Here is a 26659-nt window from a genome sequence, read left to right as displayed (position 1 = left end):
TAAGATTACCATCTTAAGCGGATTTATTCAGCTTTTCGCGAAAAGTTGCCTCGATTAACTCGACGCACTTTCCTTATTCAAGCGGTCTTTTTCAACAGATTTGTTGATCAAGGTCTGCTGAATAATCGTGATACTGTTATTGACAATCCAGTACAACACGAGACCCGCAGGGAAGAACAACATAAAGACTGTGAAAACAATCGGCATGATTTTGAAAACTTTCGCTTGCATTGGATCAGCCGGTTGTGGATTTAAAGACTGCTGAATGAACATCGTTGCGCCCATTAACAGCGGTAAAATAAACCACGGATCCATCGCCGACAAATCTTGAATCCAAAGTAACCATGGCGCATGACGAAGCTCAACAGACTCCATCAACACCCAGTACAACGCAAGGAAGATTGGCATTTGTAATAACAATGGCAAACAACCCGCAAGCGGATTGACTTGTTCACGTTTATATAGTGCCATCATTTCTTGAGAGAAGCGCATACGGTCTTCACCGAACTCTTCTTTCATACGCTGCATTTCAGGTGCAATAACACGCATTTTCGCCATTGAGCGATAGCTCTTAGACGACAATGGCCAAAGAATCAGTTTCACCAAGACCGTTAACAAAATAATTGCCCAGCCCCAGTTACCCACTAAACCGTGGAAGAACTCAAGACCCAAGAACAATAATTTCGCAATTGGCCATAACCAACCATAATCAACAGTTTGGTTTAACCCTGTTGCGAGCTCTTTTAACTCAGATTGAACTTTAGGACCTGAATAGAAAGTCGCGTCAATCTCAGCCACTGTACCACCAGGCACAGTAATCGTCGGCGAAGTAAAACCAATGATATTCATATCATCCGTTGACTTACGCGACTCTAATTTCGCGACATAAGGTTGACCATTGGCTTGCGTCAATTTTAAATCACCAGGAATCCAAGCACTCACAAAGTAGTGCTGAACCATAGCAACCCAGCCGCCTTTCGCTTCAACATTCAATTTTTCTTCATTGAAGTTAGCAAATTTAAGCTTGTTATAATGTTCTTCAGGCGAACCCCAAGCACCACCTAAGAAAGTGCCCAGCGTGAAAATACCTTGATCCGATTTGCCTGGATCATCAGAGTTGTCACGTTTGAGTTGACCAAACATTTGACCCTGCCAGTTTTGACCACTGCGGTTCACCACTTTATGGTTCACAACAACAGGATATTCACCTTGCTTAAAGGTAAAGGTTTTAATGATTTCCACACCATCAGCTGTTTTCAGTACCATCGGTACGGTTAACACTTTGATGCTTTTTCCATCTTCAGTTTGAACCGCTTTGGCATCATTCAATGTATAAGCAGATTTTTCAATCTCATACATTGGGCGACCGCTACGGTTACTGTCTGGACCATTAAGACCAATTAAACCAGACTGCGCCACATAAGTACGTTTTGCATCACTTTCAAGCATGACAAATGCTTCGTTGCTGTCTTTGCTCTTGTCATGGTTTAACAATTCAATACGAACAATATCACCACCTTTAGGATTAATCCAAAGATGATAAAGGTCAGTTTGTACTGAAATAAGCTGTTGATTTACAGATGCTTTTGCTTCTGTAGCTGGTTGCTGAGTCGCGATATTTGCTTGTGGCATATCAGACGCTGCTGAAGCCGTTTGAGCATTTGGCAAATCTGCAGATACTTCATGTGAAACTGCTGCAGCCTGTTGTGGCTGTGGCTGAGTCTCAGCATGTCCATAATCTTTTTGCCAAGCCAAAATGAGCAAATAAGCGACAACAAACATGGCCCCGAGAATGGCAAACCTGGCCCATTGTTGCATATCGATTACCCCAAGTGGTTAGAGTGATTTTGGTTCAAGAAACAATCACGAAAGGGTACAGCAACCAGATGCTTTTGAGAATCTATTTGCTGAAAAGAGATAAAACGAATCCTTTTGGCTGGAACAGGGTCATACCCCGATCCACCCCAAGGATGACAACGGCAAATACGTTTAGTAGCCAACCACACACCACGCACAGCACCATGTGTATGGACTGCTTCCAATGAATATTGAGAACATGTAGGGATATAACGACAACGCGGTCCAAGTAAAGGACTAATCGCAATTTGATAAAATCGAATTAACCAATGCAGTAACCGGACCATTGGCCATCTCTACTTTTGCAGGGAGGGAGCTATTTTTTGATGCTTTTTGGCAAGACGTTGTAATTTTTGCCAAGCAAATTGTAATTGCTGGTGCAACTCTGCATTAGGCACTGTTTCTATCCCCATTTTAGGCATAACCACAATATCTAAAGTTAATTGCTGTTGATGCAAGCGAAAACTTTCGCGAGCCAAACGTTTTACTCTATTTCTTTCGTGTGCACGACGCACTTTCTTTTTAGCAACAACAATACCCAAACGACTTTGAGGTTGTTCGGTCAGTTTTGCTAGAAATAAGAAATGGGGCTGATGCACTTTAAAAAGCGCACCATCGAAGACACTTTTATAATCGGCAGCACAGCGAATACGAACCTCTGTGCTGAAGCCATAAAGTGTAGTCATAACACCCAAAATCGCTTAAGCGTTAACTATTGATTAAACAGTTAAGCTGTGACGACCTTTTGCACGACGACGAGCTAATACTTGGCGACCAGCTTTAGTAGCCATACGAGCACGGAAACCATGAACGCGCTTACGCTTTAATTCAGATGGTTGGAATGTACGTTTCATATCGAAACTCCAAAAATGATCATTCAATGAAGGTTCGCGAGTTTAGTGTTCATTGCTTGAGCTGTCAATGAAAAACCGATTTTCTTGTGAAATTAAGCCTTTTTATTTGTAACAGCAGTTTGAGCTTGCTCTTTTCTCGATAACGTTTAAACAACTGCACTTTTTCCTTATACACAACCTAGACTATTGTTTATTAAAGTGATATAAGTTACCAACAAGATTACCCACATAATTATCCACAAGTTTTTAAATTCACGCACCATGCACGGTTTTAAATTTAAATTCATTCTAGACCCCCAGTTATCCCCAGAAAACAGGTCCCTTATAAATAAATTCAAATTTATAAATTTAAATTTATTACTATTAGGATGGTCTTTTTCTGTGGAAATAGCACTTTTTTGATTATAAAACAATAAAATATGATGTGGATAAGATTGTTTTTATAAAATTAATAGTTTGTGGATAACTTTATGCTATATTCTATCCACAGTTTGCGGATAAGCTTATCCACACCACTATTTGAATTTAAATTTATTTTCATAAGCAGGCTTTTTGAACAACATCTGCAGAATTTTCCATGACAGATGTGGATAACTTGGTTAGAATGGCGACCCGCTTCGGTGGGTACATAGTGTTTTTATTAATTATCGATGGAATGAATAGGGGTTTCACATGCTTTGGACGGACTGCTTAACTCGCTTGCGACAAGAGCTCTCTGGGAATGTCTTTACAATGTGGATACGCCCTTTAGTTGCAGAAGAGTTAAATGACACACTACGTCTTTACGCTCCGAATCCCTATTGGACACGTTACATTCAAGAACATCACCTAGAGTTGATTACAATTTTAGTGGAGCAGCTATCTGAAGGGCGTGTACGTAAAGTTGAAATTTTAGTCGACTCACGCCCAGGTGCAATTTTATCTGCGAGTGAGCAACCTGCAACGACGACTGCGGCTTTAGAGTCTGCTCCAGCACCTGTTGTACGTCCGAAAAAAGAAAAAGAAGAGGGGAATTCTAAAAACAGCCGTAAACGGCTGTTAAATCCTTTATTTTCCTTCTCACTTTTTGTGGAGGGTCGTTCAAACCAAATGGCTGCTGAAACATGTCGTAAGGTTTTAACCCAGTTAGGTGCTTCTCAGCACAATCCCTTATTTTTATATGGCCCCACTGGTTTAGGTAAAACACACTTAATGCAAGCAGTGGGCAATGCCTTGTTACAAGCCAAACCGAATGCACGTGTCATGTATATGACGGCAGAAAGCTTTGTTCAAGACTTCGTTAGCTCTTTACAACAAGGCAAAGTGGAAGAATTTAAGAAAAATTGTCGATCATTAGATCTATTGTTGGTCGATGATATTCATTTGCTGGCGGGTAAAGAGGCAAGTTTAGTTGAGTTTTTCTATACTTTTAACGCACTTTTAGATGAATCTAAGCAAATTATTCTGACTTCTGATCGTTATCCAAAAGAATTAACGGAATTAGATCCACGCTTGGTTTCACGGTTTTCTTGGGGCTTGTCGGTTGGGGTTGAGCCACCAGATATTGAAACTCGTATTGAAATTTTGCTGAAAAAAGCAGAAAGCAATGATGTGGAATTACCGCGAAACTGTGCATTATTTATTGCACAACAAGTGGTTGCAAACGTACGTGAATTGGAAGGTGCACTGAATAAAGTGGTGGCTATTTCACGCTTTAAGGGCACAGCCATTGATTTGGATGTTGTGCGTGAGTCTTTAAAAGATGTTTTGGCCATTCGTGCGCGAACCATCAGTACTGAAAATATTCAACGTGTGGTGAGTGAGTACTTTAGAATCCCACTCAAAGAGTTGGTTGGGCCTAAACGTACCCGTATTTATGCTCGTCCACGCCAATTGGCAATGGGCTTGGCACGTGAGTTAACTGGCGACAGTTTCCCTGAAATTGGTATGGCCTTTGGCGGTCGTGATCACAGTACTGTCATGCATGCTTGTGAAAAAGTTTTAAGTCTGCGTGATGAAGATCCGATCTTCAATGAGGACTATAAAAACTTGCAACGCTTGCTGCAAAGTTAAGCGAAATTGCTCAAATTCTATTCTTGCAATGCGGCATGTTCTGCCGCATAGTACACTGCTAAAAACACATTTATTTATTATTTTATCTTCAGTTTTTCGAGGAATGTATCGTGCGTTTAAAAATCGCGAAAGAAAGCTTACTTAATGTTCTATCACATGTCGTAGGAGCGGTTGAACGTCGCCATACTTTAAATATTCTTTCAAATGTTAAAGTGCAAGTGAGCCAAGCGTCTTTGACGATTACAGGTTCAGACCTAGAAGTTGAATTGGTTGCAAGCACTACTCTTGCCGAGGGGGCGTGTTTGCAAGCGGGTGAAACCACTGTTCCTGCGCGCAAGCTGATGGATATTTGCAAATCTTTACCGACTGCAGCACTGATAGATTTACAAATTACTGAAGATCAACGTTGTATTTTAAAGTCTGGTAATAGCCGTTTTGTGTTGGGGACTCTACCGGCTGAAGATTACCCTTTATTGACCACAGAGAACACTCAAGGCACACAAGTTGCGGTGACACAGCGTGAATTAAAGCGCCTATTTGAAAAAACTGCATTTGCTATGGCAGTGCAGGATGTGCGTTTTTATCTCACAGGAACCTTGCTCGAAATTGATAATAATCAACTGCGTGCAGTGACTACAGACGGCCACCGTTTGGCTCTGTGTGAAACTGTCGCCAGCTCAAATGCCACTCAATTGATTCAAGCGATTGTTCCACGTAAAGCAGTGGGCGAATTACAGCGTTTATTGAGCATTGAAGATGAACAATTGGCGTTGTTGATTGGTCGTGAACTATTGAATGTGACCATTTCTATTGCCAGTCGTGACAAAGAACAAGGGGATACCACTGTTCGTTTCACCACGAAACTGATTGATGGTAAGTTCCCTGATTATCGCCGTGTGATTCCACGTGGTGGGGATAAAAATGTGTTAATTGCACATGATGTTTTTAAGCAATCTTTACAACGTGTTTCGATTTTAAGTAATGAAAAACTACGTGGTGTGTTCTTAAACTTTGCCGCAGATACTTTGCAACTACGTGCCAATAACCCAGAGCAAGATGAAGCCGTAGAAGATTTGGCGATTCAATATAATAATGCGCCGATGGAAATGTCTTTTAATGCCCAATACATCTTGGAAGTCTTAGGCGCATTGGATGGCGATGATGTGTCAATGACGATGACCGAAGCAAATCAATCGGTTCTAGTGCAAGACCCAGCCCACCAAGATCAGACCTATGTGGTCATGCCAATGCGTGTTTAAGCCCTAGGTTCAGGCATGCAAATCACGCGTTTAAACATCGAACGTGTTCGAAATCTCAGAACGGTTGCTCTCCATGGATTGCAACCGTTTAATGTTTTTTATGGACAAAATGGTTCAGGTAAAACCTCAATTTTAGAAGCCATTCATCTGCTGGCGACAGGGCGTTCCTTTCGTACCCATATTCCGAAACACTATATTCAAACCGATACCCAAGACGCGATTGTCTTTGCCCAATCCTGTTCTGAAAAAATTGGGATGCAAAAGCTGTTGTCTGGTGAACAGCTCATCAAGGTCAATGGCGACAACATTGCCACTCAAGGTCAGTTGGCTAAAATTCTTCCTTTGCAACTGATTGATCCTCAAAGTACCGATATTATTGATCATGGTGCTAAGCCCAGACGGCAGTTATTAGATTGGTTGATGTTCCACGTGGAACCTGAGTTTTATCATGCATGGCAATATTATTCACGGGCATTAAAACAGCGTAATAGTTTACTGAAAACACGACGGAATCTAAGTCTGGTAGATTTGGAGCCGTGGAACAAAATGCTCAGTGACTATGGGGAAATGCTGCATTCGCAGCGCGTCAGCATTGTGGAGCAGTGGAAGGGCTTTTTTGAGCAAGATTTAAAACACCTGCTGCCAGATATCGAGGTTCAGTTAGAATATAGCCCAGGTTTTCATACCGAGTTGGGGCTACTGAATGACCTGCAAAGTCACCATCAAAAAGACCTTGAACGGCGCTATACCGAGTATGGTCCACACAAGGCAGATTTACGTTTAAAAACAAGCCTTGGCGATGCCGATGTAGTGCTGTCACGTGGACAAAAAAAGCTGTTAATCATAGCCTTAAAACTGTCACAGATTGCAATGCTGCATGCTTGTAATAAGGAAACTGTGGTATTATTAGATGATCTGACAGCAGAATTAGATTTAACAGCACAACAACGTTTAATTGAGCGATTGAGCCAACTGGGTAGTCAAGTTTTTATTACCACTTTAGAGTATGAATCAGTCAAAAATCACTTACATGATTTATCTATTTCTTATCAATTATTCTGTGTTGAAAACGGTCAAGTTCAAGTTGTCGCACAATGATTTTAGATTTTACCCATCACGGGATAGACCTATTTTTCGCTAGGGAGAAACCATGAGTTCAGAAGATCAACAAGCTGCTTCTCAAACGGAACAAACCACAGAAAAAGCTTATGATTCCTCTAGTATCAAAGTATTACGTGGATTGGACGCAGTACGTAAACGTCCGGGTATGTATATTGGTGATACGGATGATGGTTCAGGCTTACACCATATGGTGTTTGAGGTGGTGGATAATGCGATCGATGAGGCGCTTGCAGGTCACTGTGATGAAATTTTGGTGACGATTCACGAAGATGAATCTGTAAGTGTATCGGACAATGGGCGCGGTATTCCGACCGATATTCACCCTGAAGAAGGTGTTTCTGCCGCAGAAGTGATTTTAACCATTCTGCATGCAGGTGGTAAGTTTGATGACAATAGCTACAAGGTTTCCGGTGGTCTACATGGTGTAGGCGTATCGGTTGTGAATGCCTTGTCGCGTAAGTTGGAACTGACGATTCATCGTGCAGGTCATATTCATCAACAGGAATATAAACACGGTGATCCGGTTTACCCACTGACTGTTGTGGGGGATACGGATACGACAGGGACAACTGTCCGTTTTTGGCCAAGTGCTGAAACTTTTAGCCAAACCATTTTCAATGTTGATATTTTGGCACGTCGTTTACGTGAATTGTCTTTCTTAAACGCGGGCGTGCGCATTGTTTTGCGTGACGAGCGTATTCATGCAGAACATGTGTTTGACTATGAAGGCGGCTTGTCTGAGTTTGTCAAATATATAAACCAAGGCAAAACTCATCTGAATGACATTTTCCATTTCACAGTACAGGCGGAAAATGGCATTGGTGTTGAAGTGGCGTTGCAGTGGAATGATACCTATCAGGAAAACGTACGTTGCTTTACCAACAACATTCCACAAAAAGATGGTGGAACGCATTTAGCGGGTTTCCGTGCGGCATTAACGCGTGGTCTAAACAGCTACATGGAAAACGAAAACTTACTCAAAAAAGAGAAAGTAGCCGTTTCTGGTGATGATGCCCGTGAAGGTTTAACCGCGATTGTTTCAGTGAAAGTGCCTGATCCAAAATTCTCTTCACAAACCAAAGAAAAGTTGGTTTCAAGCGAAGTGAAACCTGCGGTTGAACAGGCAATGAATAAATCATTCTCTGAATATTTGCTTGAAAACCCACAAGCTGCAAAATCGATTGCTGGAAAAATCATTGATGCGGCACGTGCCCGTGATGCGGCACGTAAAGCGCGTGAAATGACACGTCGTAAAAGTGCGTTAGATATTGCAGGCTTACCAGGTAAGCTCGCTGATTGCCAAGAAAAAGATCCAGCCTTGTCTGAATTGTATCTAGTCGAGGGTGACTCTGCAGGCGGTTCAGCAAAACAAGGCCGTAACCGTAAGATGCAAGCGATTTTACCGTTGAAAGGTAAAATCCTAAACGTGGAACGTGCGCGTTTTGACAAGATGATTTCATCTCAAGAAGTCGGCACGCTGATCACGGCATTGGGTTGTGGTATTGGTCGTGAAGAGTACAATCCGGACAAATTGCGTTATCACAAAATCATCATCATGACCGATGCTGACGTGGATGGTTCGCACATTCGTACCCTATTGTTGACCTTCTTCTTCCGTCAAATGCCTGAACTGGTGGAACGTGGTTATATCTATATCGCTCAGCCACCGCTGTATAAGCTGAAAAAAGGCAAGCAAGAGCAGTATCTTAAAGATAATGATGCGCTTGAAACCTATTTAATTTCAAACGCCATTGATGAGCTTGAATTGCATATCAGTGACGCTGCACCTGCAATCCGTGGTGAAGCTTTAGCGAATGTGATTGCAGACTATCAAACGTCTCAGAAGAGCCTACAGCGTTTAACTGTACGTTATCCTGCCAGTGTCTTAGATGCGTTGATTTCGGTTGAAGGCTTTAAACTTGATCAAAACCATGACCGAGCTTATGTCGAGCAATGGGCTGAACAAGTGCGCAGTGCTGTGGCAGAGATTCAACCGAGCTTGCGTCCTGAGTTAAGCTTAGAAACGTTTGAAAAAGAACTGGCGGATGGCCAAAAGATCGAGACTTACTTGCCTCGTATCACCATCTATGTACACAATCTGCCGCACAGCTATTTATTAGATGCAGGCTTATTGGGTTCTGGTGAATATGCACGTTTGTTGAAAAACTCCAAGAGCTGGTTCACGTTGTTGGAAGACGGTGCTTACCTGCAAAAAGGCGATCGCAAGATTGCAGTCACCAACTTCCATCAGGTATGGCAGCATATTTTGTCTGATTCACGTCGTGGCATGATGATTCAGCGCTATAAAGGCTTGGGTGAGATGAATGCGGACCAGCTTTGGGAAACCACTATGGATCCTGAAAACCGCAACATGTTGCAAGTTACCATTCAGGATGCGATTGAAGCCGATCGTATGTTCTCTTGTTTGATGGGTGACGATGTGGAACCACGTCGTGCATTCATTGAAGAAAATGCATTGAATGCGGATATTGATGCCTAAGCGCTTTACAAAATAAGCCATAAAAGCACCCTACGGGGTGCTTTTTTTTACAGCATTTTTTATGTTTTTGAATAAAATATAAGCAATGCGCACTGTTATTAAACTGACTTATAGCGATGTCATGATGTGAGTATCAAGTCTTTTGCACAGTGAAAATGTGAGGTCATTATGATGGATAACCAACTAGAACAAGTACGCGACATTTGGGTGAATGCATTTTTTACGGGCAATTATGAAGTTTTAGCTCAATATGAAGATGAGCATTTTAAAGTGGTCTATGAGCAAGCTGATCGTGTAGAGAGTAACTATACGCGTTATGAAAAGATCGCACATGCTGTGAAAAATGGGGTTTGGAAACCTCAAAAACCCGATGTCGAATTCGAAGAATTTGAGTTTAACCGTGACCAAACACGCTGTCAGGTCTTGATCGGTTTGGTTGAAAATCGCCAACAAATCCAAGAAACATGGGTCTTCGATCAGGGTTGGAAAATACAAGAATTACGTTTTTTAAAGGCACAAAGAGCCATATTAAATTAAGGAAAAAGAGCGCAAAAAAGAGAATGGATTTGCCTAAAACAATGGAATAAATAAACAGCATTAGCCTGTGGATAAATAAAAATAGCACTTTATATCAGCTGCTAAAATACGTATAATTTTATCCACAGATGTTTTAAGTGCGGTCTCTAAATTTAAAACCTTGCCTTATTTTTAAATTTAAATCAGATCTTTTAAATTTATTCCCTCTTTTTAAATTCAAAACTTGTTGTGCTGAAAGGTGTATGCCTGCACATGATGGATATTTGCTGTCTGTTGTGACGGCTGTGTTTGGCTTTAAGCTGTGAAATTCATGGAAATAGTACTGTATATAGTTGAATATTCAATTAATTAAGCTAAATTAAACAATCTTGTTTTTTGCTTTTTAAGAATATCTAAATAATAAAAATCAATCAATTTATCGCTTTATTTTTTAATAAATAATTTTAATTTCAATCACTTATATATTTTTAAAATGTTCAGACTATGTGGGTGCATGTCCTATTGAATTACATGCATAGACCGAAAAGGCACGTTTGGGGATAAATTGGTGTTGCAGCAAAGTAAATCAATCAAAATGGTTAAGACATAAAAATGCCCGCCATGCATAAACAGAGCGGGCAGGGTGTATGAGGAAAGATTATTCGTTTTCGAATGAGCTTTCGAGCTCTTCAAGTTCCATCATCAGCTCTAGCATTTGTTCTTCAGCTTTACTGACTTGGTTTTTAAGTTCGGTTTGCTCATTCATCAGTTTCATGAGTTCATCTTTGCGTGCAGCGTCATATAGGCCAGCATCACCGAGTAAACTTTCGATGTCGAGTAAACGTGGTTGGTGCTTTGCCAGTAGGTTTTCACATTTTTCGATATTTTTACGAATCGGGCGCGTTTGTTCACGGCGCTGTGCGGCCAATTTACGCTGTGCTTCTTTATCAACTTTGGAAACCAAAGTTTTTTGTGCACTGACTTTAGACACGATCGGCGCTACGATTCCGCCTTGTTTAATCATCTCTAGACGTGCTTGGCGTAACCAGTTGGCATAATCGTGTAGATCGCCTTCAAATTCGGTCGATTTTCCAGCATGGACTAAAATGAGGTCATCGCACACGCTGGCAATCAGTTGGCGTTCGTGCGAAACCAAGACCACAGCGCCTTCATAGTCTTGCAAAGCCATGGTTAGGGCATGGCGCATATCTAAGTCTAAATGGTTGGTCGGTTCATCTAGAATCAAGACATTGGGACGTAACCATACGATTAAAGCCAATGCCAAACGTGCACGTTCACCACCAGAGAAGCTCTCGCATGGGGTATCCATTCGCTCGCCACTAAAGCCGAAACTGCCTAAAAAGGCACGTAAGGTCGCTTCACTGATTTTTTTATCCGCAATCCGTGCCAATTGCAGCATTGGGCTGGCCGACTCATCCAGTGAATCCATTTGATGCTGTGCAAAATAGCCAATATTCAGCAGTTCTGAGGCTTTGCGTTGTCCTGCCAATAAAGGTAAATCACCGACCAAGGATTTGATTAAAGTTGATTTACCTGCACCATTCATCCCCAATAAGCCAATTCGGCTCGTCGGGGTGATTTGTATGTTGATATTGGTGGCAATCAGTTTATCACCATAACCAATATCAGCCTGTTCTAAAGTCAGCAATGGTGAACTCATTTTGGTGGGTTCACGGAAGCTAAAGGTAAATGGGGTATCGACATGTGCAGGAGCAAGCAGCTGCATCCGTTCCAGTTGTTTAATTCGGCTTTGTGCCTGACGCGCTTTAGTGGCTTGGGCTTTAAAGCGATCAATATATTTTTGAATATGTGCCCGTGTTTCGAGCTGCTTTTCATAGGCTTGTTGTTGTTGTGCCAAACGTTCTGCACGAGTGGTTTCAAACGTAGAATAGTTACCGCTATAGAGAGTGAGTTCTTGATTTTCGATATGCAAAATACGGTTGGTAATGGCATCTAAGAAATCGCGGTCATGCGAAATTAAAATTAGGGTACCTGTATAGGCATTTAACCAATCTTCTAACCATAAAATAGCATCGAGATCTAAGTGGTTGGTTGGTTCATCCAGTAATAATAGATCCGAACGGCTCATCAAAGTACGCGCTAAGTTTAAGCGCATCCGCCATCCACCAGAGAAACTCGAAACCAAGAGTTGGTTTTGATGTTCCATAAAACCCAGACCCGCCATAAGCTGAGCGGCTTTAGCGGGTGCGGAATAACCGTTAATTTCGTCGAATCGGCCATGTAAATCAGCCAGTTCAGTGTCAGTTAACTGTTCAGGATGGTTGAGCTGTTGTTGAATGTTCCAATATTCTTCATCACCGGTCAGGACGAAATCAATTGCAGCCATATCTAAGGCTTTTACTTCCTGTGCCATGTGTGCCACTGTCCATACGGCAGGGCGGCTTAGGGTGCCATCATCAGGACCTATCGAGCCTAAGAGAGCAGCAAACAGGGTTGATTTTCCAGCACCGTTGACACCGGTGAGACCAACTTTCCAACCCGGATGGATTTGCATGGAGGCTTTTTGAAATAACACTCGTCCACCACGGCGCAATGAAACTTGATCAAGCTGAATCATGGAACTATCAAATATCAGAAAAAGGTGCGCCTATTCTAATGGATGCGTCAGCAAAAGACTAAACATTCAAAATTTATCTGAACTGAAATCTCTACGCGTTTCTTTATAAGGGGAGGATGAAATCATTTGACCTTTGGTCGGAAAGCTAAAAGTTGACCTTTTTTGACCTATATTGAGGAATAGCACACAGATATATTTCTCCAGTAAAACAAAAAATATGAAGGGATAATAATGAAAAGAAAAGGATTTTTTATTTTATCGACGCTCGCACTGTGCGCTTTCTCTAATATGGTGCAAGCGAAGCAGCAGGTGTGTGTCTTCGACCTACTGGGTAAAGCAGGGGAATCTTATAAATTCTTAGAAGAATGGGCTTTGGTCAGTAAAAAATGGGGCGCACAGGTACAATTGATTTCGTTTCAGGACGAAGACTTAGCCGATAAAGCCTTTCAAAATGATAAATGCGATGCGGTGTATATGACCTCGATGCGCGCGCGCACCTATAACAAGTTCGCAGGTTCGATTGATGCCTTAGGCGGAGTGCCGAGCAATAAAATTGCACAAAAGGCAGTGGAGTATGTGCTGGATCCTAGAAATACCAAGCGCATGACCACCACGCTGCAAGGGGAAAATTATGAAGTGGCAGGTATTGGTTTGATTGGTTCAGCCTATATTTTTGTAAAAGACCGAAGTCTGAATACCATCGAAAAAGCGCAAGGTAAAAAATTTGCCATACTGCACTACGACCGTGCACAACGGGTGATGGTGGAGCGGGTAGGAGCTATACCTGTAATGTCGGATATTTCCAACTTTATAAAAAAGTTTAATACAGGCGAAGTCGATGTGGTTGCTGCACCTGCATATGCGTATAAACCCTTAGAAATTGAAAAAGGTCTAGGCTTTAAAGGGGCTATGCTTAACTTTCCCGTGGTCAATGTCACTGCAGATTTAATTGTAAGACCCGAGCGTTTTCCTGCTCAATTTGGCGAGCAATCACGGCAATGGTTTTTGCAAAAAATTCCGCAATCCTTTGCTATGGTGCAGCGACTTGAAGCTGCCATTCCCAGTAAAATCAAAATGCAGCTCAGCAAAGAAGACAAAGAAAAATATCAGCGCTTGCTACGGGAAGGGCGCATTGATTTAACCAAACAAGGGGTCTATGACCCAGGCATGATGCGCGTGCTGAAAAAAGCCCGTTGTACGGTTGAACGCACTAACTTTGAATGTTCATTGGGCGGTGAATAAGGCGAAAATCTGTATTTCTTTGTAATATTAAGCATCATTCATGTAAAACGGATGATGCAGAGTTTTTATTTTAATATGTTGAATTTAAAATGCTTTTACTAATCCTGTGAAAATAAAAATGAGAGAAAAGAAAAAAATTTGCCCAATTGACAGTAGTTTTTGAGTAAATGCTCTATTTTTTTAATTTTAACTTGCTTAATATTTTACATGTGTATGGACACCTGTCAAACAACAAAACGAACAAGGACACAAGAATGAAAAAATTAACCCTCGCACTCGCTGCTTTTTCTGCTTTTGGTGTAGCGTCGACAGCACAAGCGGCCAAAGTGGACATCTGTGTATTTGACTTGCTTGGCAAATCCGGTGAGTCCTATCAAATGGCGCAAGAATGGGCTTTGGCAGCAAAAGGCTGGGGAGCTGAAATTAATTTAATCCCTCGCCAAGATGAAGCCGTTGCCGACAACGACTTTAAAGCAGGGAAGTGTGATGGCGTGTTTATGACCGCTATGCGTGCGCGCCAGTACAATAAATTTGTCGGTTCTATTGATGCATTGGGCGGAGCGCCAAGCAATGCCATTGCACAACGTGCGATTACTTTTGCATTGGATCAGCGTAATGCAGCAAAAATGGTAACCAATCTTAGCGGTAAAAAATACGAAGTGGCAGGGATTGCGCCTTTAGGTTCGGCTTTTATTTTTGTACGAGATAAAAGTATTAATTCCATTGAAAAAGCTGCGGGTAAGAAGTTTGCAGTCTTGGGTTATGACGATGCCCAAAAAATCATGGTACAACGCGTCGGTGCGCAAGCGGTGATTTCCGATGTTTCTAACTTTGTGGCGAAGTTTAATAATGGTCAAGTCGATATGGTCGGGGCACCGGCTTATGCTTATAAACCTTTAGAAATTTATAAAGGTTTAGGCACGAACGGCGCCATGTTTAACTTCCCTGTATTACAAGTGACAGCTGACTTTGTGATTCGCCCAGATCAATTCCCTACAGGCTTTGGACAAAAATCGCGAGATTGGTTTGTGAAAAACCTCCCGAAAAGCATCGCAATGATTGGTCGTTTAGAAGCAGGCATTCCTGCAAAATACAAAATGAATCTCACAGCAGAAGACAAAACCAAATATCAAAAAATGTTACGTGATGGTCGGATGGATATGACCAAACGAGGCATTTATGATCCAGCAATGATGTCGGTCTTGAAAAAAGCTCGTTGCTCGGTGGATAAAGCCAATTTTGAATGCTCACTGGGCGGTGAGTAATTTGCCGAGTGTAATCAAAGAAAGCTCAGTTTAAATTGAGCTTTCTTTTTTGCTTTTAATCGACCGATTTAAATGGTCTTGAAGCTGCTAATTTGTATAGCGCGTAGGAAATGAGTGGTTTTGAACCGAGTGAACTGTCATTCGGGACATTAAAAAATAACAAAGAGCACAAGTGAATGGCTCATCACAATAAACAACAATAAGCCTAAAGGAAGATACATGAAACAGTGGATGAAAAGCCTCAGTGTCGGGACATTAGTCATTTCTGCAACAGCGATGGCACAGGCCAAACAAGTGGTTTGTGTATTCGACTTGGTCGGTAAAAATGGTGATGTGTATAGCCTGATGAAAGATTATCAGTTGGCGGCTAAAAATTGGGGAGCGGATATTGAACTGCGAGTCGGACAAAACGAAGCGGTGATTGCTGAGGATTTTAAAGCAGGAAAATGCGATGCAATTAGTGTTACAGGCATGCGTGGGCGCCAATTTAACGCGTTTACAGGTTCACTCGATGCTATTGGTGCGATTCCCGATCTCAACTTAGCTGTTAAAGTGATGCAAGGCTTGGCCAGCCCAGCTTTTGCCAAATATATGTTGAATGGTAAGTATGAAGTGGCAGGTGTGATTCCTGTGGGGGATGCCTTTTTATTGGTGAATGACCGTAGTATCAATACTGTAGCGAAAGCTGCAGGTAAGAAAATTGCGGTTTTAGACTATGATCAAGCACAAAAAGTCATGGTTCAACAAATTGGTGCGCAAGCTGTGACTGCCGATGTCACTAACTTTGGTGCAAAGTTCAATAATGGTCAAGTCGACATTATTGGTGCGCCTGCCGCGGTTTTTAAACCATTGGAATTACATAAAGGCTTGGGAACGAAAGGGGCAATTGTGAATTATCCGATTTTACAGGTCACAGGTAATATCATCATTCGTCCGGATAAATTTCCAGCAGGTTATGGACAAAAATCTCGGGAATGGGTCAAAGGCCAGTTGCCGCGTGCATTTGGTATTTTGGGTAAAATGAAAGCTGAAATTCCACAAAAATATTGGATGCAGGTGCCTGCTGCAGATCAACCGGGTTATCAAAAGATGATGCGGGAAGCACGGATTGATCTCACCAACCGCGGTATTTACGATAAGCGAATGATGAAACTGTTATGGCAATTCCGTTGTAAGCAAGCGGCGAAAAACTTTGAATGTGGACTACAGGATGAAAATTACAAACAATCTTGAGAAAATTAGTCTGATTTGACTTTAAATATTCAAATAGGGACCATATATTGAGTATGCTATACTCGAAATATGGTCTTTTTGATTTGAAAGACAGCTGAACCGAACTGAGGAATCTAAGATGAATGCCCAAGCACTTGAACTAAGCGACAATGCCGCAAATAAAGTACGTCAATTACGTGACAGTGAAGGGAATCAAGATTTAATGCTTCGTGTATATGTTACGGGCGGTGGTTGTTCAGGTTTTTCTTATGGTTTTAACTTTGCTGAAAACCAAAATGAAGACGATGCAGAATTTATCAATGGTGATGTCAAAATGTTGGTTGACTCATTGAGTTATCAATATTTGGTCGGTTCAGTGGTGGATTATATTGAAGGTTTGGAAGGTTCACGTTTCATCGTGCAAAACCCAAATGCAACCACGACCTGTGGTTGTGGTTCATCTTTCTCGATCTAAGCCTGATCTGATTAAAAAAGCCCTCATGATGAGGGCTTTTTTATGTGCAATCATTCGCTTTCAATCGAGTTTAATCGCATCGAGTAAGTCAAAAATAATCGTGGTGACATCTTGGCTTAAGTCACGGTTATTAAAAACTTCATAGGCAGTAATGGTGACATCGGTGTCACTCGGTAACAGTTTCTGCTCTTCTTCAATCAAGTCATTGATTGGTAAAAGCGTCTGTTTAACTTCCAGATGTAAAACATCCTTAAACTCTAAATTTTCATCTTCAAGTTCTAACAGCTGCTCATTAAAATAGGGCAATAGAATAGAATGGAGATAAGGTTGAATCTCAACAATATCAAAGATTTCGATATCACGAGTTTCTTCAATCGTACTGATGTGGTCATTTACTTCGATTAAGATATGGTAGTAACTCACATTCGTCTCCAAAGCTTCTAGTGGATATTCAATTATTTACAATAACACGAACCCGAGTCAAGATGTGCTGTGATTGTATTTCATACACCCATTGAAATTAGGGGATTTTTTTAGCAATTCATCATTTCAACGGGCATTAAACAACGCAATATCAGCACTTTGTAAACGAAAATGCTGCATATCTTGTTCCTCTAACATTGGATACATCAGGGCTTTTGGATCATTATGATGTTTCATTCCGAGGGTATGGCCAAATTCATGCGCTAAAGTCAGACGTAAGTCTTCTTTGGACTCAAACTCATAAATATGAATTTCACGCCCATTAAACAACCCTTTATCGAACAGACGGGGTTGGAAGCGTTGGTTGAACTGGTCGATGGCCAGATTATGGCCTTGATCTAAGCGGTTCAGTTCATCTACCTTTTGATTGTAGGCATTCACTTGCAGGTTAAAGCTGGCAATTTGTTGGTCTAAAACGTGTTGCTGTTGACGCAGCTGCACCAAACTCTGTTGTACGGCCGCTTGCTGCGAAGCAGGGACTCCGCCGTGCTGGTTATACTGACGGATCATGGCATTATAGTTTTGGCTAAGGTCTTGTAAACTCTGTTTTTGCACATCTAAAGCCCCTGAGTGACGTGCCAGATTTTGTTGCATGGCTTTGAGTTCAGTATTTTTTTGACTCAGCCCGTGTTCATTTTGTGTCAGTTTAGACAGTTGATCACGGCGTTGTACCGACTCATCTTGACGTTGGTCATAAATGAGTCGAATACTGAGCTGAGCATTGGGGTCATAGACAAAGTAGTCTTGGCCCAAACCCTGTTTCCAAATGTCCGTGGCTTGCTGGCTAATCTGCTTTAACTCATGTTCACTAAGACCAAAACGTGGATCGACTTCCGCAATACGATAGCGAATACGTTGATCGAAAGGATGGGTGAGTCGATCCAGCAGTGGATTGAGACGCAGCTGGGGCTGTTGCATATTTTGATACAGAATCAACCCTAAAAAGCCCAGTAAAGCAAACAAGAGACTTTGACGCATATTTCTTCATATATCTTTATTTTTAGCTACTTTAGCGTAAAAAATACCTTTGCAACATAAAAAAAGCGTCTTCTCTGTGGCTTAAATTATCCTCAGTGCTGTCAGACTTTGTTTGACCAGTTGCTCACGCACGCTGGCTGAAATCCCTGTTTTCATATGCATATTCAAAGCAAAATACACTTTTTCACCTGTTGCTGTTTCGACCCAGCCTGCCCACCAACCGACTTGCGGTTCTAGGTCCATGCCCCAGCCTGATTTTGCATAGAGTTTATAATTCGGTTTTTGTTCAATCAGCAGCATGTCTTGTACTGCATGTTGCACGTCGGGCTTAAAAGCGAGTTTTGTATTGGCCAGTTTCTCCACAAAAAGAACTTCTTGAACAGGCGTAATTTGCAGTGGACCGACTAACCAAAAATTATCGACAACGGTGCCAATCTGTTGATTGCCATATCCAATGCGCTGTACTTCTTTTTGCATCAGGTCTAGATCAATGCGCCGTGCAAGCTCCTGATAAACTGGAACAGCAGATGCTTGCATGGCTTGCCCTAAAGTCATGTCTTTTTCCCAGGCAGGGAAACTACGCTTTTGACCATCCCATTTAAACACCTCAGTGTTGGTTGCTTTACCATGCTCTAGTCCGATTAAGGCATTCAGCATTTTAAAGGTAGAGGCGGGTACATACGGTGTCTGAGCACGGCTCAAGTCATTGCCGTAGCTGTGTAAGCCATGCTTATCTTTAATGACAATCACCCCAGTGGTTTGGAGTTGATCGAAGGCCTGTTGGATCTGCTGCTGCGCACTTTGTTGCTGCTGGTTTTTAGCTGTTTCTACGGAGGGGCTTATTGTGGTACACGCGGAACCGAAGGCTGTAATGAGGGTGATGAGTCCCAACTGTAAAGTTTTCATGGGTGGCTAAGGTCTAAATTTTTTATCAGCCTAATGTAAAAGTGGAATGTGAAACAACAATATTTAGGTAATAAAAAACCGCGCTTTCGCGCGGTTTTTGACTAAAGCGACAAATTATTTTTTGTCATCTTTTACTTCAGTGAACTCAGCATCTACAACGCCATCGTCCGCTTTTTGTTGTTGACCAGCATCACCACCGAATGCATTTGGGTCGAAACCTTCAGCACCGCCTTGACCTTGCGCAGCTTCATAAGCACGTTGCGTGATCGGCATGATGATGTTTTGAAGTGCTTCAGTTTTCGCTTTGATGTCTTCTACATCATTTTCTTTAGTCGAAGTTTCAAGCTCAGCGACTGCAGTTTCAACAGCAGTTTTTTCGTCGCTGGTTACTTGCTCGCCTAGATCTTTCACTGCTTTTTGAGCAGAAGATACCAATGCATCCGCTTCGTTACGTGCTTTTGCTAGTTCTTCGAATTTACGATCTTCTTCAGCATTCGCTTCAGCATCTTTGATCATCGCTTCGATTTCAGCATCAGACAAACCTGAGTTTGCTTTAATCTGGATCGATTGCTCTTTACCAGTGCTCTTATCTTTAGCCGATACTTTTAAGATACCGTCAGCGTTGATATCGAACGATACTTCAATTTGTGGCACACCACGTGGAGCAGGTGGAATGTCGCCCAATTGGAAGTTACCCAACAATTTGTTTTGCTGTGCCATTTTACGTTCACCTTGGAACACAGAAATGTCTACAGCAGGTTGGTTGTCCGCAGCAGTTGAGAACACTTGAGATTTCTTCGCAGGAATCGTGGTGTTTTTCTCAATAATTGCTGTTAACACGCCACCCATGGTTTCGATACCAAGTGTCAACGGAGTCACGTCAAGAAGAAGTACGTCCGTTTTGTCGCCAGACAATACCGCACCTTGAATCGCAGCACCCATTGCTACCGCTTCGTCAGGGTTCACGTCTTTACGTGGTTCACGGCCGAAGAACTCTTGTACTTTTTGTTGTACAAGTGGCATACGAGACTGACCACCCACCAAGATCACATCAGAAATCTCAGAAGTTGAAAGACCTGCATCTTTAAGTGCAATACGGCAAGGTTCGATTGTACGTTCAACCAAATCAGCCACTAAACCTTCAAGTTTTGCACGCGTTACGTTGATCACTAAGTGTTTAGGACCAGTCGCATCTGCCGTGATGTACGGAAGGTTAATTTCAGTTGCATTTGATGAAGAAAGCTCAATTTTTGCTTTTTCAGCAGCTTCTTTTAAACGTTGTAATGCAAGTGGATCATTTTTCAAGTTCACACTTTGTTCTTTCTTGAATTCTTCAACCAAGAATTCAATTAACGCGTTATCAAAGTCTTCACCACCTAGGAAGGTATCACCATTGGTTGATAACACTTCGATTTGTTGGTCGCCATCAAGGTCTGCGATTTCAATGATTGATACGTCAAAAGTACCACCACCTAAGTCGTAAACCGCGATTTTACGGTCACCTTCTTTTTTGTCCATACCGAACGCAAGTGCAGCAGCCGTTGGTTCGTTGATGATACGTTTAACATCAAGACCTGCAATTTTACCTGCATCTTTAGTCGCTTGACGCTGTGCATCGTTAAAGTAAGCAGGAACAGTAATCACCGCTTCAGTAACCGTTTCACCTAAATAATCTTCTGCAGTTTTCTTCATCTTTTTCAAGATTTCAGCAGAGATTTGTTGTGGTGCAAGTTTCTTGTCGTTTACATCAACCCAAGCATCGCCATTGTCTGCTTTGATAATTTTGTAAGGGACAAGACCGATGTCCTTTTGAACCGCTTGGTCTTGATACTTACGACCGATCAAACGTTTGATCGCGAATAATGTGTTTTTAGGGTTAGTCACTGCTTGACGTTTTGCAGACTGACCCACCAAGATTTCGCCATCTTTATACGCAATAATCGATGGTGTTGTACGTGCACCTTCAGCGTTGTCGATAACTTTAACTTTGTCGCCTTCAAGTACAGCGACACAAGAGTTTGTTGTACCTAAGTCAATACCAATGATTTTAGCCATTTGGATGATTCCTCAAAAATTTTTGCAATGTTTTTGCTTGTTATTCGATATGAGAGCCGTTCAATTTTTTTCAAGTGATAATCACGAAAAAATTTCACAAACTCTCGAATTTATAGGGCTTATGCGCCAACCATGACCATTGCTGGACGGAGCAAACGACCATTTAAGGTATAACCTTTTTGCAATACCGTTCCGATCTCGTTGGCTTTCGCATTTGGATCAATCCCGACTGCTTGATGTAAGTCCGCATTGAAACCATTTGCTGTATCAACTGCAACCACACCAAATTTTTCTAGTGCAGTCAGTAACGATTTCAACGTCAGTTCCACACCTTCAAACATTGGTGTTTTTTCTTCACCTGATGCGCTAATGGCACGTTCTAAATTATCCACTGAGTCGAGTAACTCTTTTGCGAATTTTTCGAGAACGGTGTCTTTATGCTTATCTGATTCACGTTGAATACGCTCTACACTTTTTTGTGCTTCGTATACAGCATTTGCAGTGCGTGCTTTTTCAAGCTTTAAGCTTTCTTCAAGATTGGTAATTTGAGCTTGTAAATCCTCAACTGAAACTTCAGCTTGCTCCGTTTCAGCTTGAGTTTGCGGGTCTGCTTGCTCTTGCCCTAGATCTTGAGCTTCTTGATTGTGCTCAGTCGCCATTGATTTACTCCGTTTAAATGGGTTCTTAAACATGTACAGTCCTTCAGGCATCAGTGTTAACTGGGTTAATCTGAACTGCCATGCGTTATTGAATTCAGGATTACTACAAAAGGTCGGGGCAACAGCCAAAAATTCAAGCGGCTTCAGTGATTAATTCATGCATTTTTGGTAAAAAATTGCTGAAATCAGGCTTTCTTGGTGCTTATTCTGTCCGAAGGTCCATTTCCAATCCTGCTTGAGTTTTTTTATGTTGAAAAAGGCTAATCGTTACATTGAATTATTTTAATCAAATTTATCTGTTTTACTAATTTTTCGATTGTCCACATAATGAGTGTATCAGCGGTGATCATACTTTGTGGAGAGAGCAAAGTATGGTGACTGCGACCTATTTGGATAGCTTGGGGAAACCCTCCTAATTTAGAGATTTAGGTTTTTGAATAGTACGTCTCCCAAAAGTACTTTATTCAGCGCAAAGGTGTAATTCTGTCAGGATGCTTCGAGCTTTGCGCTCAAAATTCGATTTTTAAGGCTGTAGTTTTTTTATTTTTGTATGCTTTTTCGAGCTTAATCCACCTTGGATTAAGCTTTTTTTTACTTCAAATTTAAAAATAACATTATTTAATCGTGTATCAGCATACAAGAGTTCTGCAATGCTGAAGAGTTGAGATGCTCAGTATAGATTTCCTTTTGTGCTGTTAATCGAAGAGAGAAACAATGAAGAATCAGCACATTAACTTGCATTGCTGTTGAGATGTAGTACTAAGGCGGCATTTTCGCCCAATTAATAAAAAATTGCACAAGTTGTACTCGAGTCTGCAAAAACTACAACTCAGCACGTGTGTAAAAGTTTTCAGATTTGACAAATATAGGCAAGGCAAAGTTTGGCTTTGCTATTTTGTATGACGTAAAAGGAAATGAAAGAATGTTAAATAAGAAAACTGCATTATTGTCTCTAGCGCTCTTAGGTTCAGCATTTGCGATTGTGGGCTGTAGCTCAAATGAAACCACTACAGCGCCTGAGTCCGCTCAAGTGACCACTGCACCAGATGCAACAGCAACCGTTGAGGGAAGTGCTGGAGTAGAGGTTCAAGCAGATCCTGCTGCTCAGATTGAACCCATCCAATCTACACCTGCGACAACGCAACAATAAAGCTTAAAAGAGAACTTCTCTTAAACTCGCTGTGTTAAAGACCTTCACAGGATGCCGTGAAGGTCTTTTTTTAGGGAGTAAATAATTAGAAGCTGTTCAGCTGTGTTATTTCGTCAGTCTGATGTGCGATGACGATTTTATCGTTCTTGACGTGAGTTATCCCAACCTTTGTTTTGATCGCGGCGTTGATCATCGGTACGTTGTTTACGATCGCTATTGGATTGTTTGCGTCGATCTTCAGTACGTTGACGCTCTTGATCACGACGTTGGTGTTCGGCATTTTGTCGTTGCTGACGTTCAGCATCATAACGTTTACGTTCTTGGTTTAATCGCTCTTGATCACGCTTTTTCTGTTGCCAGTCTTGATGGCGTTGATTGGCGATCCGTTTGCGCTCAGCTTCAATACGTTGCCGTTCTTGTTCGCGGTTCTGGCGTTCCCATTCGGCATGTCTTTGGCGGTTTCGGTCTGCCTCACGACGTTCGCGCTCGATGCGGTTTTGCCGTTGTTGGTATTCCCAACGTTGGCGGTCTCGTTCACGTTCATAGCGATCATGCTGGTCGTAGCGTCGATCATCATAATCATAGCGGTGGTCGTAGCGTCCGTCATAATAGCCATCCTCAGGAAAAGCTACACAGCCAACAAACAAGGTGCTGATGAGCGAGAGGAATATTATTTTTTTAGTCATGGCAGGTCTCCTTCATAAAACGGAGTAGCAAAACACTCCTAAATCGGCATAAAAATTGTCAATGACAAGCTCTTAAAAGAAGATTAGCGTATAGGGCGTATTGCTATGTATCTTGATGTGAAGACTTATATAAGAGAATGGTCACGTAAGTGCTGATCATGTAGAGAATATGAAGAACGATAAAAGGATATTATTGACATGGGCGTGTTGAATCAAACTTTACAACAATGGATGGAACAAGGCCAAGGCAGTGCGGCACGAGTGATTGATCGCTTACCGACGGTGGCACAAGAAGGCTTGGTGAAAGCGCTGGGTTATCCTCACCAGTTTGAGCAACTGGATCCCTTTATCAAATGCTTAATGGCGGCTCAATATAAGCAAGGCAAATCAGGCTTTATTTTTGAAGACTACCATCGTTCGCGTAAACTGTTTGATCATCAAATTCAAATGTTGACTGCGAAACCCAGCGCGGTAAAACAAGTGGAGGATTTACGTCTACCTTTACAAAGTGGAACTGTGTTTGCACGGCATTATCATCCTGCACCGAATAAGAAACTTCCGATGCTGGTGTTTTATCATGGCGGTGGCTTTGTGGTTGGCAGCCTCGACAGCCATGATGAAGTCTGTCGCTTACTGGCGATCCATGCCAAAGTGCAGGTGCTCAGTATTGACTATCCTTTGGCGCCAGAAGTTGGCCCGAATTTATTAATTCAATCTTGTGAAGATGCTTTGGCTTGGGTCTATCAAAACCGTCGTCAGTTCAAAATTTTGAAAAACCGAATTGCGGTGGCAGGCGATAGTGCTGGTGGTAATATCAGTGCCGTGGTGGCACAGAGAACTGCGGCAAAAGCTTATGCGCCAAGTGCACAACTGTTAATTTACCCCGTGGTCGATTTCAAAAGCCGCCATCCATCGTTCTTTGCTTATAAAGATGGACTGACCTTAACTGGGCAAGATGTCGATAGAGTGACCTCGTTGTATGCTGAACAACATCAGGTAGCTCTGGATGATCCTATTGTTTCGCCAACCTATGGCGTATTAAAAAGTGTCGCTCCCGCTTTTGTCATCACCGCAGGTCATGATTTATTGCATGATGAAGGTGAAATTTATGCCATCAAATTAAAGCAACAGGGCAATAAGGTTTATTATCAGAATTATCTAGATCAACCCCATGGGTTTGTGAACTTCACCATCATTTCTCGTCGGGCAAAAAAAATCACCATAGAAATGGCAAAGAATTTTAGAAAATTTTGGGATAAGAATGCTAAATAAAGATGCATGAATTGGAAAAAAGAATGTTTCACGTGGAACATTCTTTTTTTATTTAGAGCGGACTTTGGCTTCTGGAAAAACGAGCTGAAAGCTCGGGACATAAAAACTTTGTAGAGCCTTGGCTTGGCCAAAGTCTGGAAAGAGAGTGGTATGGTTTTGCCATTCAAATTTTTTCAGTTTCATTAGCTTCGCGCGAAACTGAGGGGAAAACTCATAACGTTGACCCTGCCACGCTTGCTGTATTTTGAGCATGGAACGTGGAATGTGATGACTATTAATATAAAACGGACGTGCCTTTTTACATTGGGTGAGTGTTAAACACAGGGTTTGATTTTGAGTATTGAGTTGGCATTGTGTTGTTTCATTCTGCATCTTCCAATCAAACTGAGCAAACTCTTTCGGGATGCCCCAAAGTTGTTGACCATGTTCAACTGAAATCTGTGTAGACACATAAATTTTAGGAATCGAGCTTAAACGCCGTTTGCTCAGTAAAGGATGGTCAAGCAAAAGCAGTTCATCATAAGGTCCAACAGGGGATTGATGATAACGAACCAGCATGATCTGAACCACACGACCAATCGGGGAAGGAGCGATACGAAACGCTTTATATTGTCGGATAAATTGCGGACTAATCCAATAATTCAAAATAAAGGCTTCACCTTGTAAATGCCAAGGTGGAAATTGACTCAATTGAGACAGGGCTAAAGCTTCATTCATCGTTATTCTCGTTTTCTTAGAAGAAGTAGTGTTTTATTTATACTGAACGATTAATATACCGAAATCTAATAAGATCTGAATGCTGTGAGTAACGAAATGTTAAAGAAGAGTTTAGTTGCAGTGGCGGCTACATGTATGAGTATGGCGGTCATGGCAAATAACACAATTGTTGAAATGAAAACATCAATGGGCAACATCGAAATTGAACTGTTTAATGATAAAGCACCAATCTCAGCAAAAAACTTTGAAGACTATACGAAAGCTAAGTTTTATAACGGAACGATCTTTCATCGCGTCATTCCAGGTTTCATGGTGCAAGGTGGGGGCATGACTGCTGACCTTGTGGAAAAGCCAACACGACCAGCCATTCGAAATGAATCAAACAATGGTTTATCCAATAAACGTGGTACTTTGGCGATGGCACGAACTAACCTACCGCATTCTGCAACCAGTCAGTTCTTTATTAATGTGGTGGATAATAACTTTCTAGATAGAAGTACCAATAACGCAGGTTATGCGGTTTTTGGTCAGGTCACTAAAGGTATGGATGTGGTGGATAAGATCACTAAAGTACCGACAGGACGTGCAGGGCCACATCAAGATGTACCGAAACAACCTGTCAAAATTCTCAGTGTGAATATTAAAGCAGCAACAGTGCAAAAGTAATGAAAAAAGAGAGCAGAAATATTAAATCTATATTTCTGCTTTAAAATTATTGAGTTAAGTTCATGGTTGTGTGTTTTTGAATCTTTTTAGTGCATAAAAATACAACATCCGATAAAACAACCAGTTAAAAGCAC

At 41.7% G+C, this 26659-nt stretch carries 24 protein-coding genes; 12 read left to right on the top strand and 12 right to left on the bottom strand.

What is annotated here, in order from left to right:
* Window positions 1–54 precede the first annotated feature (54 nt).
* From yidC to rpmH, 4 genes are read right to left on the bottom strand one after another with little or no spacing between them, the layout of a single operon-like run.
* Window positions 55–1818 carry a membrane protein insertase YidC gene (yidC, locus tag RR876_RS15950; RefSeq protein ID WP_332478419.1) on the bottom strand — a complete coding sequence of 588 codons (1764 nt, stop codon included), beginning with the start codon at window positions 1816–1818 and terminating at the stop codon, window positions 55–57.
* 5 nt (window positions 1819–1823) lie between these two features.
* Entirely contained in the window at window positions 1824–2144 is a 321-nt protein-coding gene (gene yidD, locus RR876_RS15945) for a membrane protein insertion efficiency factor YidD (RefSeq protein ID WP_279745446.1), read from the bottom strand.
* Between the two features lie 9 nt (window positions 2145–2153).
* A complete protein-coding gene (rnpA, locus tag RR876_RS15940) occupies window positions 2154–2543 on the bottom strand; it encodes a ribonuclease P protein component (protein WP_039890852.1) in 390 nt (129 codons plus the stop codon).
* Window positions 2544–2576: 33 nt separating this feature from the next.
* Window positions 2577–2711 (bottom strand): 50S ribosomal protein L34, encoded by a 135-nt coding sequence (gene rpmH, locus RR876_RS15935; RefSeq protein ID WP_000831329.1) that lies wholly within the window; start codon window positions 2709–2711, stop codon window positions 2577–2579.
* Window positions 2712–3383: 672 nt separating this feature from the next.
* Between rpmH and dnaA the strand changes: the two genes are divergently transcribed.
* From dnaA to RR876_RS15910, 5 genes are all read left to right on the top strand, one after another.
* Window positions 3384–4763 carry a chromosomal replication initiator protein DnaA gene (dnaA, locus tag RR876_RS15930; RefSeq protein WP_332478420.1) on the top strand — a complete coding sequence of 460 codons (1380 nt, stop codon included), beginning with the start codon at window positions 3384–3386 and terminating at the stop codon, window positions 4761–4763.
* Window positions 4764–4873: 110 nt separating this feature from the next.
* Window positions 4874–6022 carry a DNA polymerase III subunit beta gene (gene dnaN, locus RR876_RS15925; RefSeq protein WP_004977721.1) on the top strand — a complete coding sequence of 383 codons (1149 nt, stop codon included), beginning with the start codon at window positions 4874–4876 and terminating at the stop codon, window positions 6020–6022.
* A gap of 15 nt (window positions 6023–6037) precedes the next feature.
* Window positions 6038–7120, top strand: a complete 1083-nt coding sequence (gene recF, locus RR876_RS15920; protein WP_332478421.1) for a DNA replication/repair protein RecF — start codon at window positions 6038–6040, stop codon at window positions 7118–7120.
* Between the two features lie 52 nt (window positions 7121–7172).
* Window positions 7173–9644, top strand: a complete 2472-nt coding sequence (gene gyrB / locus RR876_RS15915) for a DNA topoisomerase (ATP-hydrolyzing) subunit B (RefSeq protein ID WP_004697421.1) — start codon at window positions 7173–7175, stop codon at window positions 9642–9644.
* A 168-nt stretch (window positions 9645–9812) separates the two neighbouring features.
* The gene (locus RR876_RS15910) at window positions 9813–10181 is read left to right on the top strand and encodes a hypothetical protein (RefSeq protein WP_332478422.1); all 369 of its coding nucleotides are present in this window, start codon (window positions 9813–9815) and stop codon (window positions 10179–10181) included.
* A gap of 637 nt (window positions 10182–10818) precedes the next feature.
* Here the strand turns inward: RR876_RS15910 and RR876_RS15905 are convergent.
* The gene (locus tag RR876_RS15905; protein WP_332481929.1) at window positions 10819–12759 is read right to left on the bottom strand and encodes an ATP-binding cassette domain-containing protein; all 1941 of its coding nucleotides are present in this window, start codon (window positions 12757–12759) and stop codon (window positions 10819–10821) included.
* A gap of 288 nt (window positions 12760–13047) precedes the next feature.
* Here RR876_RS15905 and RR876_RS15900 point away from each other — a divergent pair, with 288 nt between their 5' ends.
* The 4 genes from RR876_RS15900 to erpA all read left to right on the top strand — a co-directional run bounded on the left by RR876_RS15900 (window position 13048) and on the right by erpA (window position 16953).
* Entirely contained in the window at window positions 13048–14001 is a 954-nt protein-coding gene (locus tag RR876_RS15900) for a putative solute-binding protein (RefSeq protein ID WP_332478437.1), read from the top strand.
* A gap of 254 nt (window positions 14002–14255) precedes the next feature.
* Entirely contained in the window at window positions 14256–15266 is a 1011-nt protein-coding gene (locus RR876_RS15895) for a putative solute-binding protein (RefSeq protein ID WP_332478430.1), read from the top strand.
* 219 nt (window positions 15267–15485) lie between these two features.
* Complete coding sequence (locus tag RR876_RS15890; protein WP_332478431.1) at window positions 15486–16499, top strand: putative solute-binding protein; 1014 nt, start codon at window positions 15486–15488, stop codon at window positions 16497–16499.
* Window positions 16500–16617: 118 nt separating this feature from the next.
* Window positions 16618–16953 (top strand): iron-sulfur cluster insertion protein ErpA, encoded by a 336-nt coding sequence (gene erpA / locus RR876_RS15885; protein ID WP_004697409.1) that lies wholly within the window; start codon window positions 16618–16620, stop codon window positions 16951–16953.
* Window positions 16954–17013: 60 nt separating this feature from the next.
* Here the strand turns inward: erpA and RR876_RS15880 are convergent, their stop codons facing one another.
* The 5 genes from RR876_RS15880 to grpE form a co-directional block, all read right to left on the bottom strand.
* Entirely contained in the window at window positions 17014–17388 is a 375-nt protein-coding gene (locus RR876_RS15880) for a hypothetical protein (RefSeq protein ID WP_005401765.1), read from the bottom strand.
* Window positions 17389–17502: 114 nt separating this feature from the next.
* Window positions 17503–18414 (bottom strand): matrixin family metalloprotease, encoded by a 912-nt coding sequence (locus tag RR876_RS15875; RefSeq protein WP_332478432.1) that lies wholly within the window; start codon window positions 18412–18414, stop codon window positions 17503–17505.
* A gap of 81 nt (window positions 18415–18495) precedes the next feature.
* A complete protein-coding gene (blaOXA, locus tag RR876_RS15870; RefSeq protein ID WP_332478433.1) occupies window positions 18496–19320 on the bottom strand; it encodes an OXA-211 family carbapenem-hydrolyzing class D beta-lactamase in 825 nt (274 codons plus the stop codon).
* A gap of 114 nt (window positions 19321–19434) precedes the next feature.
* Window positions 19435–21375, bottom strand: a complete 1941-nt coding sequence (gene dnaK / locus RR876_RS15865; protein ID WP_086210894.1) for a molecular chaperone DnaK — start codon at window positions 21373–21375, stop codon at window positions 19435–19437.
* Between the two features lie 119 nt (window positions 21376–21494).
* Window positions 21495–22034, bottom strand: a complete 540-nt coding sequence (grpE, locus tag RR876_RS15860; RefSeq protein WP_332481931.1) for a nucleotide exchange factor GrpE — start codon at window positions 22032–22034, stop codon at window positions 21495–21497.
* Between the two features lie 922 nt (window positions 22035–22956).
* Here grpE and RR876_RS15855 point away from each other — a divergent pair.
* Window positions 22957–23184: a hypothetical protein gene (locus RR876_RS15855; RefSeq protein WP_183176007.1), complete on the top strand. Its 228-nt coding sequence runs from the start codon at window positions 22957–22959 to the stop codon at window positions 23182–23184.
* A 137-nt stretch (window positions 23185–23321) separates the two neighbouring features.
* Here the strand turns inward: RR876_RS15855 and RR876_RS15850 are convergent, their stop codons facing one another.
* On the bottom strand, window positions 23322–23870 hold the full coding sequence (locus RR876_RS15850) for a hypothetical protein (RefSeq protein ID WP_332481930.1): 549 nt from the start codon (window positions 23868–23870) through the stop codon (window positions 23322–23324).
* Window positions 23871–24068: 198 nt separating this feature from the next.
* Between RR876_RS15850 and RR876_RS15845 the strand changes: the two genes are divergently transcribed.
* Complete coding sequence (locus RR876_RS15845) at window positions 24069–25142, top strand: alpha/beta hydrolase (protein ID WP_125275021.1); 1074 nt, start codon at window positions 24069–24071, stop codon at window positions 25140–25142.
* Window positions 25143–25190: 48 nt separating this feature from the next.
* On the opposite strand, the gene RR876_RS15840 is transcribed toward RR876_RS15845, so the two are convergent.
* The gene (locus tag RR876_RS15840; RefSeq protein ID WP_332478435.1) at window positions 25191–25859 is read right to left on the bottom strand and encodes an acetoacetate decarboxylase family protein; all 669 of its coding nucleotides are present in this window, start codon (window positions 25857–25859) and stop codon (window positions 25191–25193) included.
* A 96-nt stretch (window positions 25860–25955) separates the two neighbouring features.
* Between RR876_RS15840 and RR876_RS15835 the strand changes: the two genes are divergently transcribed.
* On the top strand, window positions 25956–26525 hold the full coding sequence (locus tag RR876_RS15835; RefSeq protein ID WP_332478436.1) for a peptidylprolyl isomerase: 570 nt from the start codon (window positions 25956–25958) through the stop codon (window positions 26523–26525).
* Window positions 26526–26659: the final 134 nt, after the last annotated feature.

The organism is Acinetobacter sp. (genome assembly GCF_036666595.1).
In the GTDB taxonomy this organism is placed as follows: Bacteria; Pseudomonadota; Gammaproteobacteria; order Pseudomonadales; family Moraxellaceae; genus Acinetobacter.
Note: the sequence above shows the minus strand (reverse complement) of the source record. Positions and strands in the feature narration are given on the sequence as shown.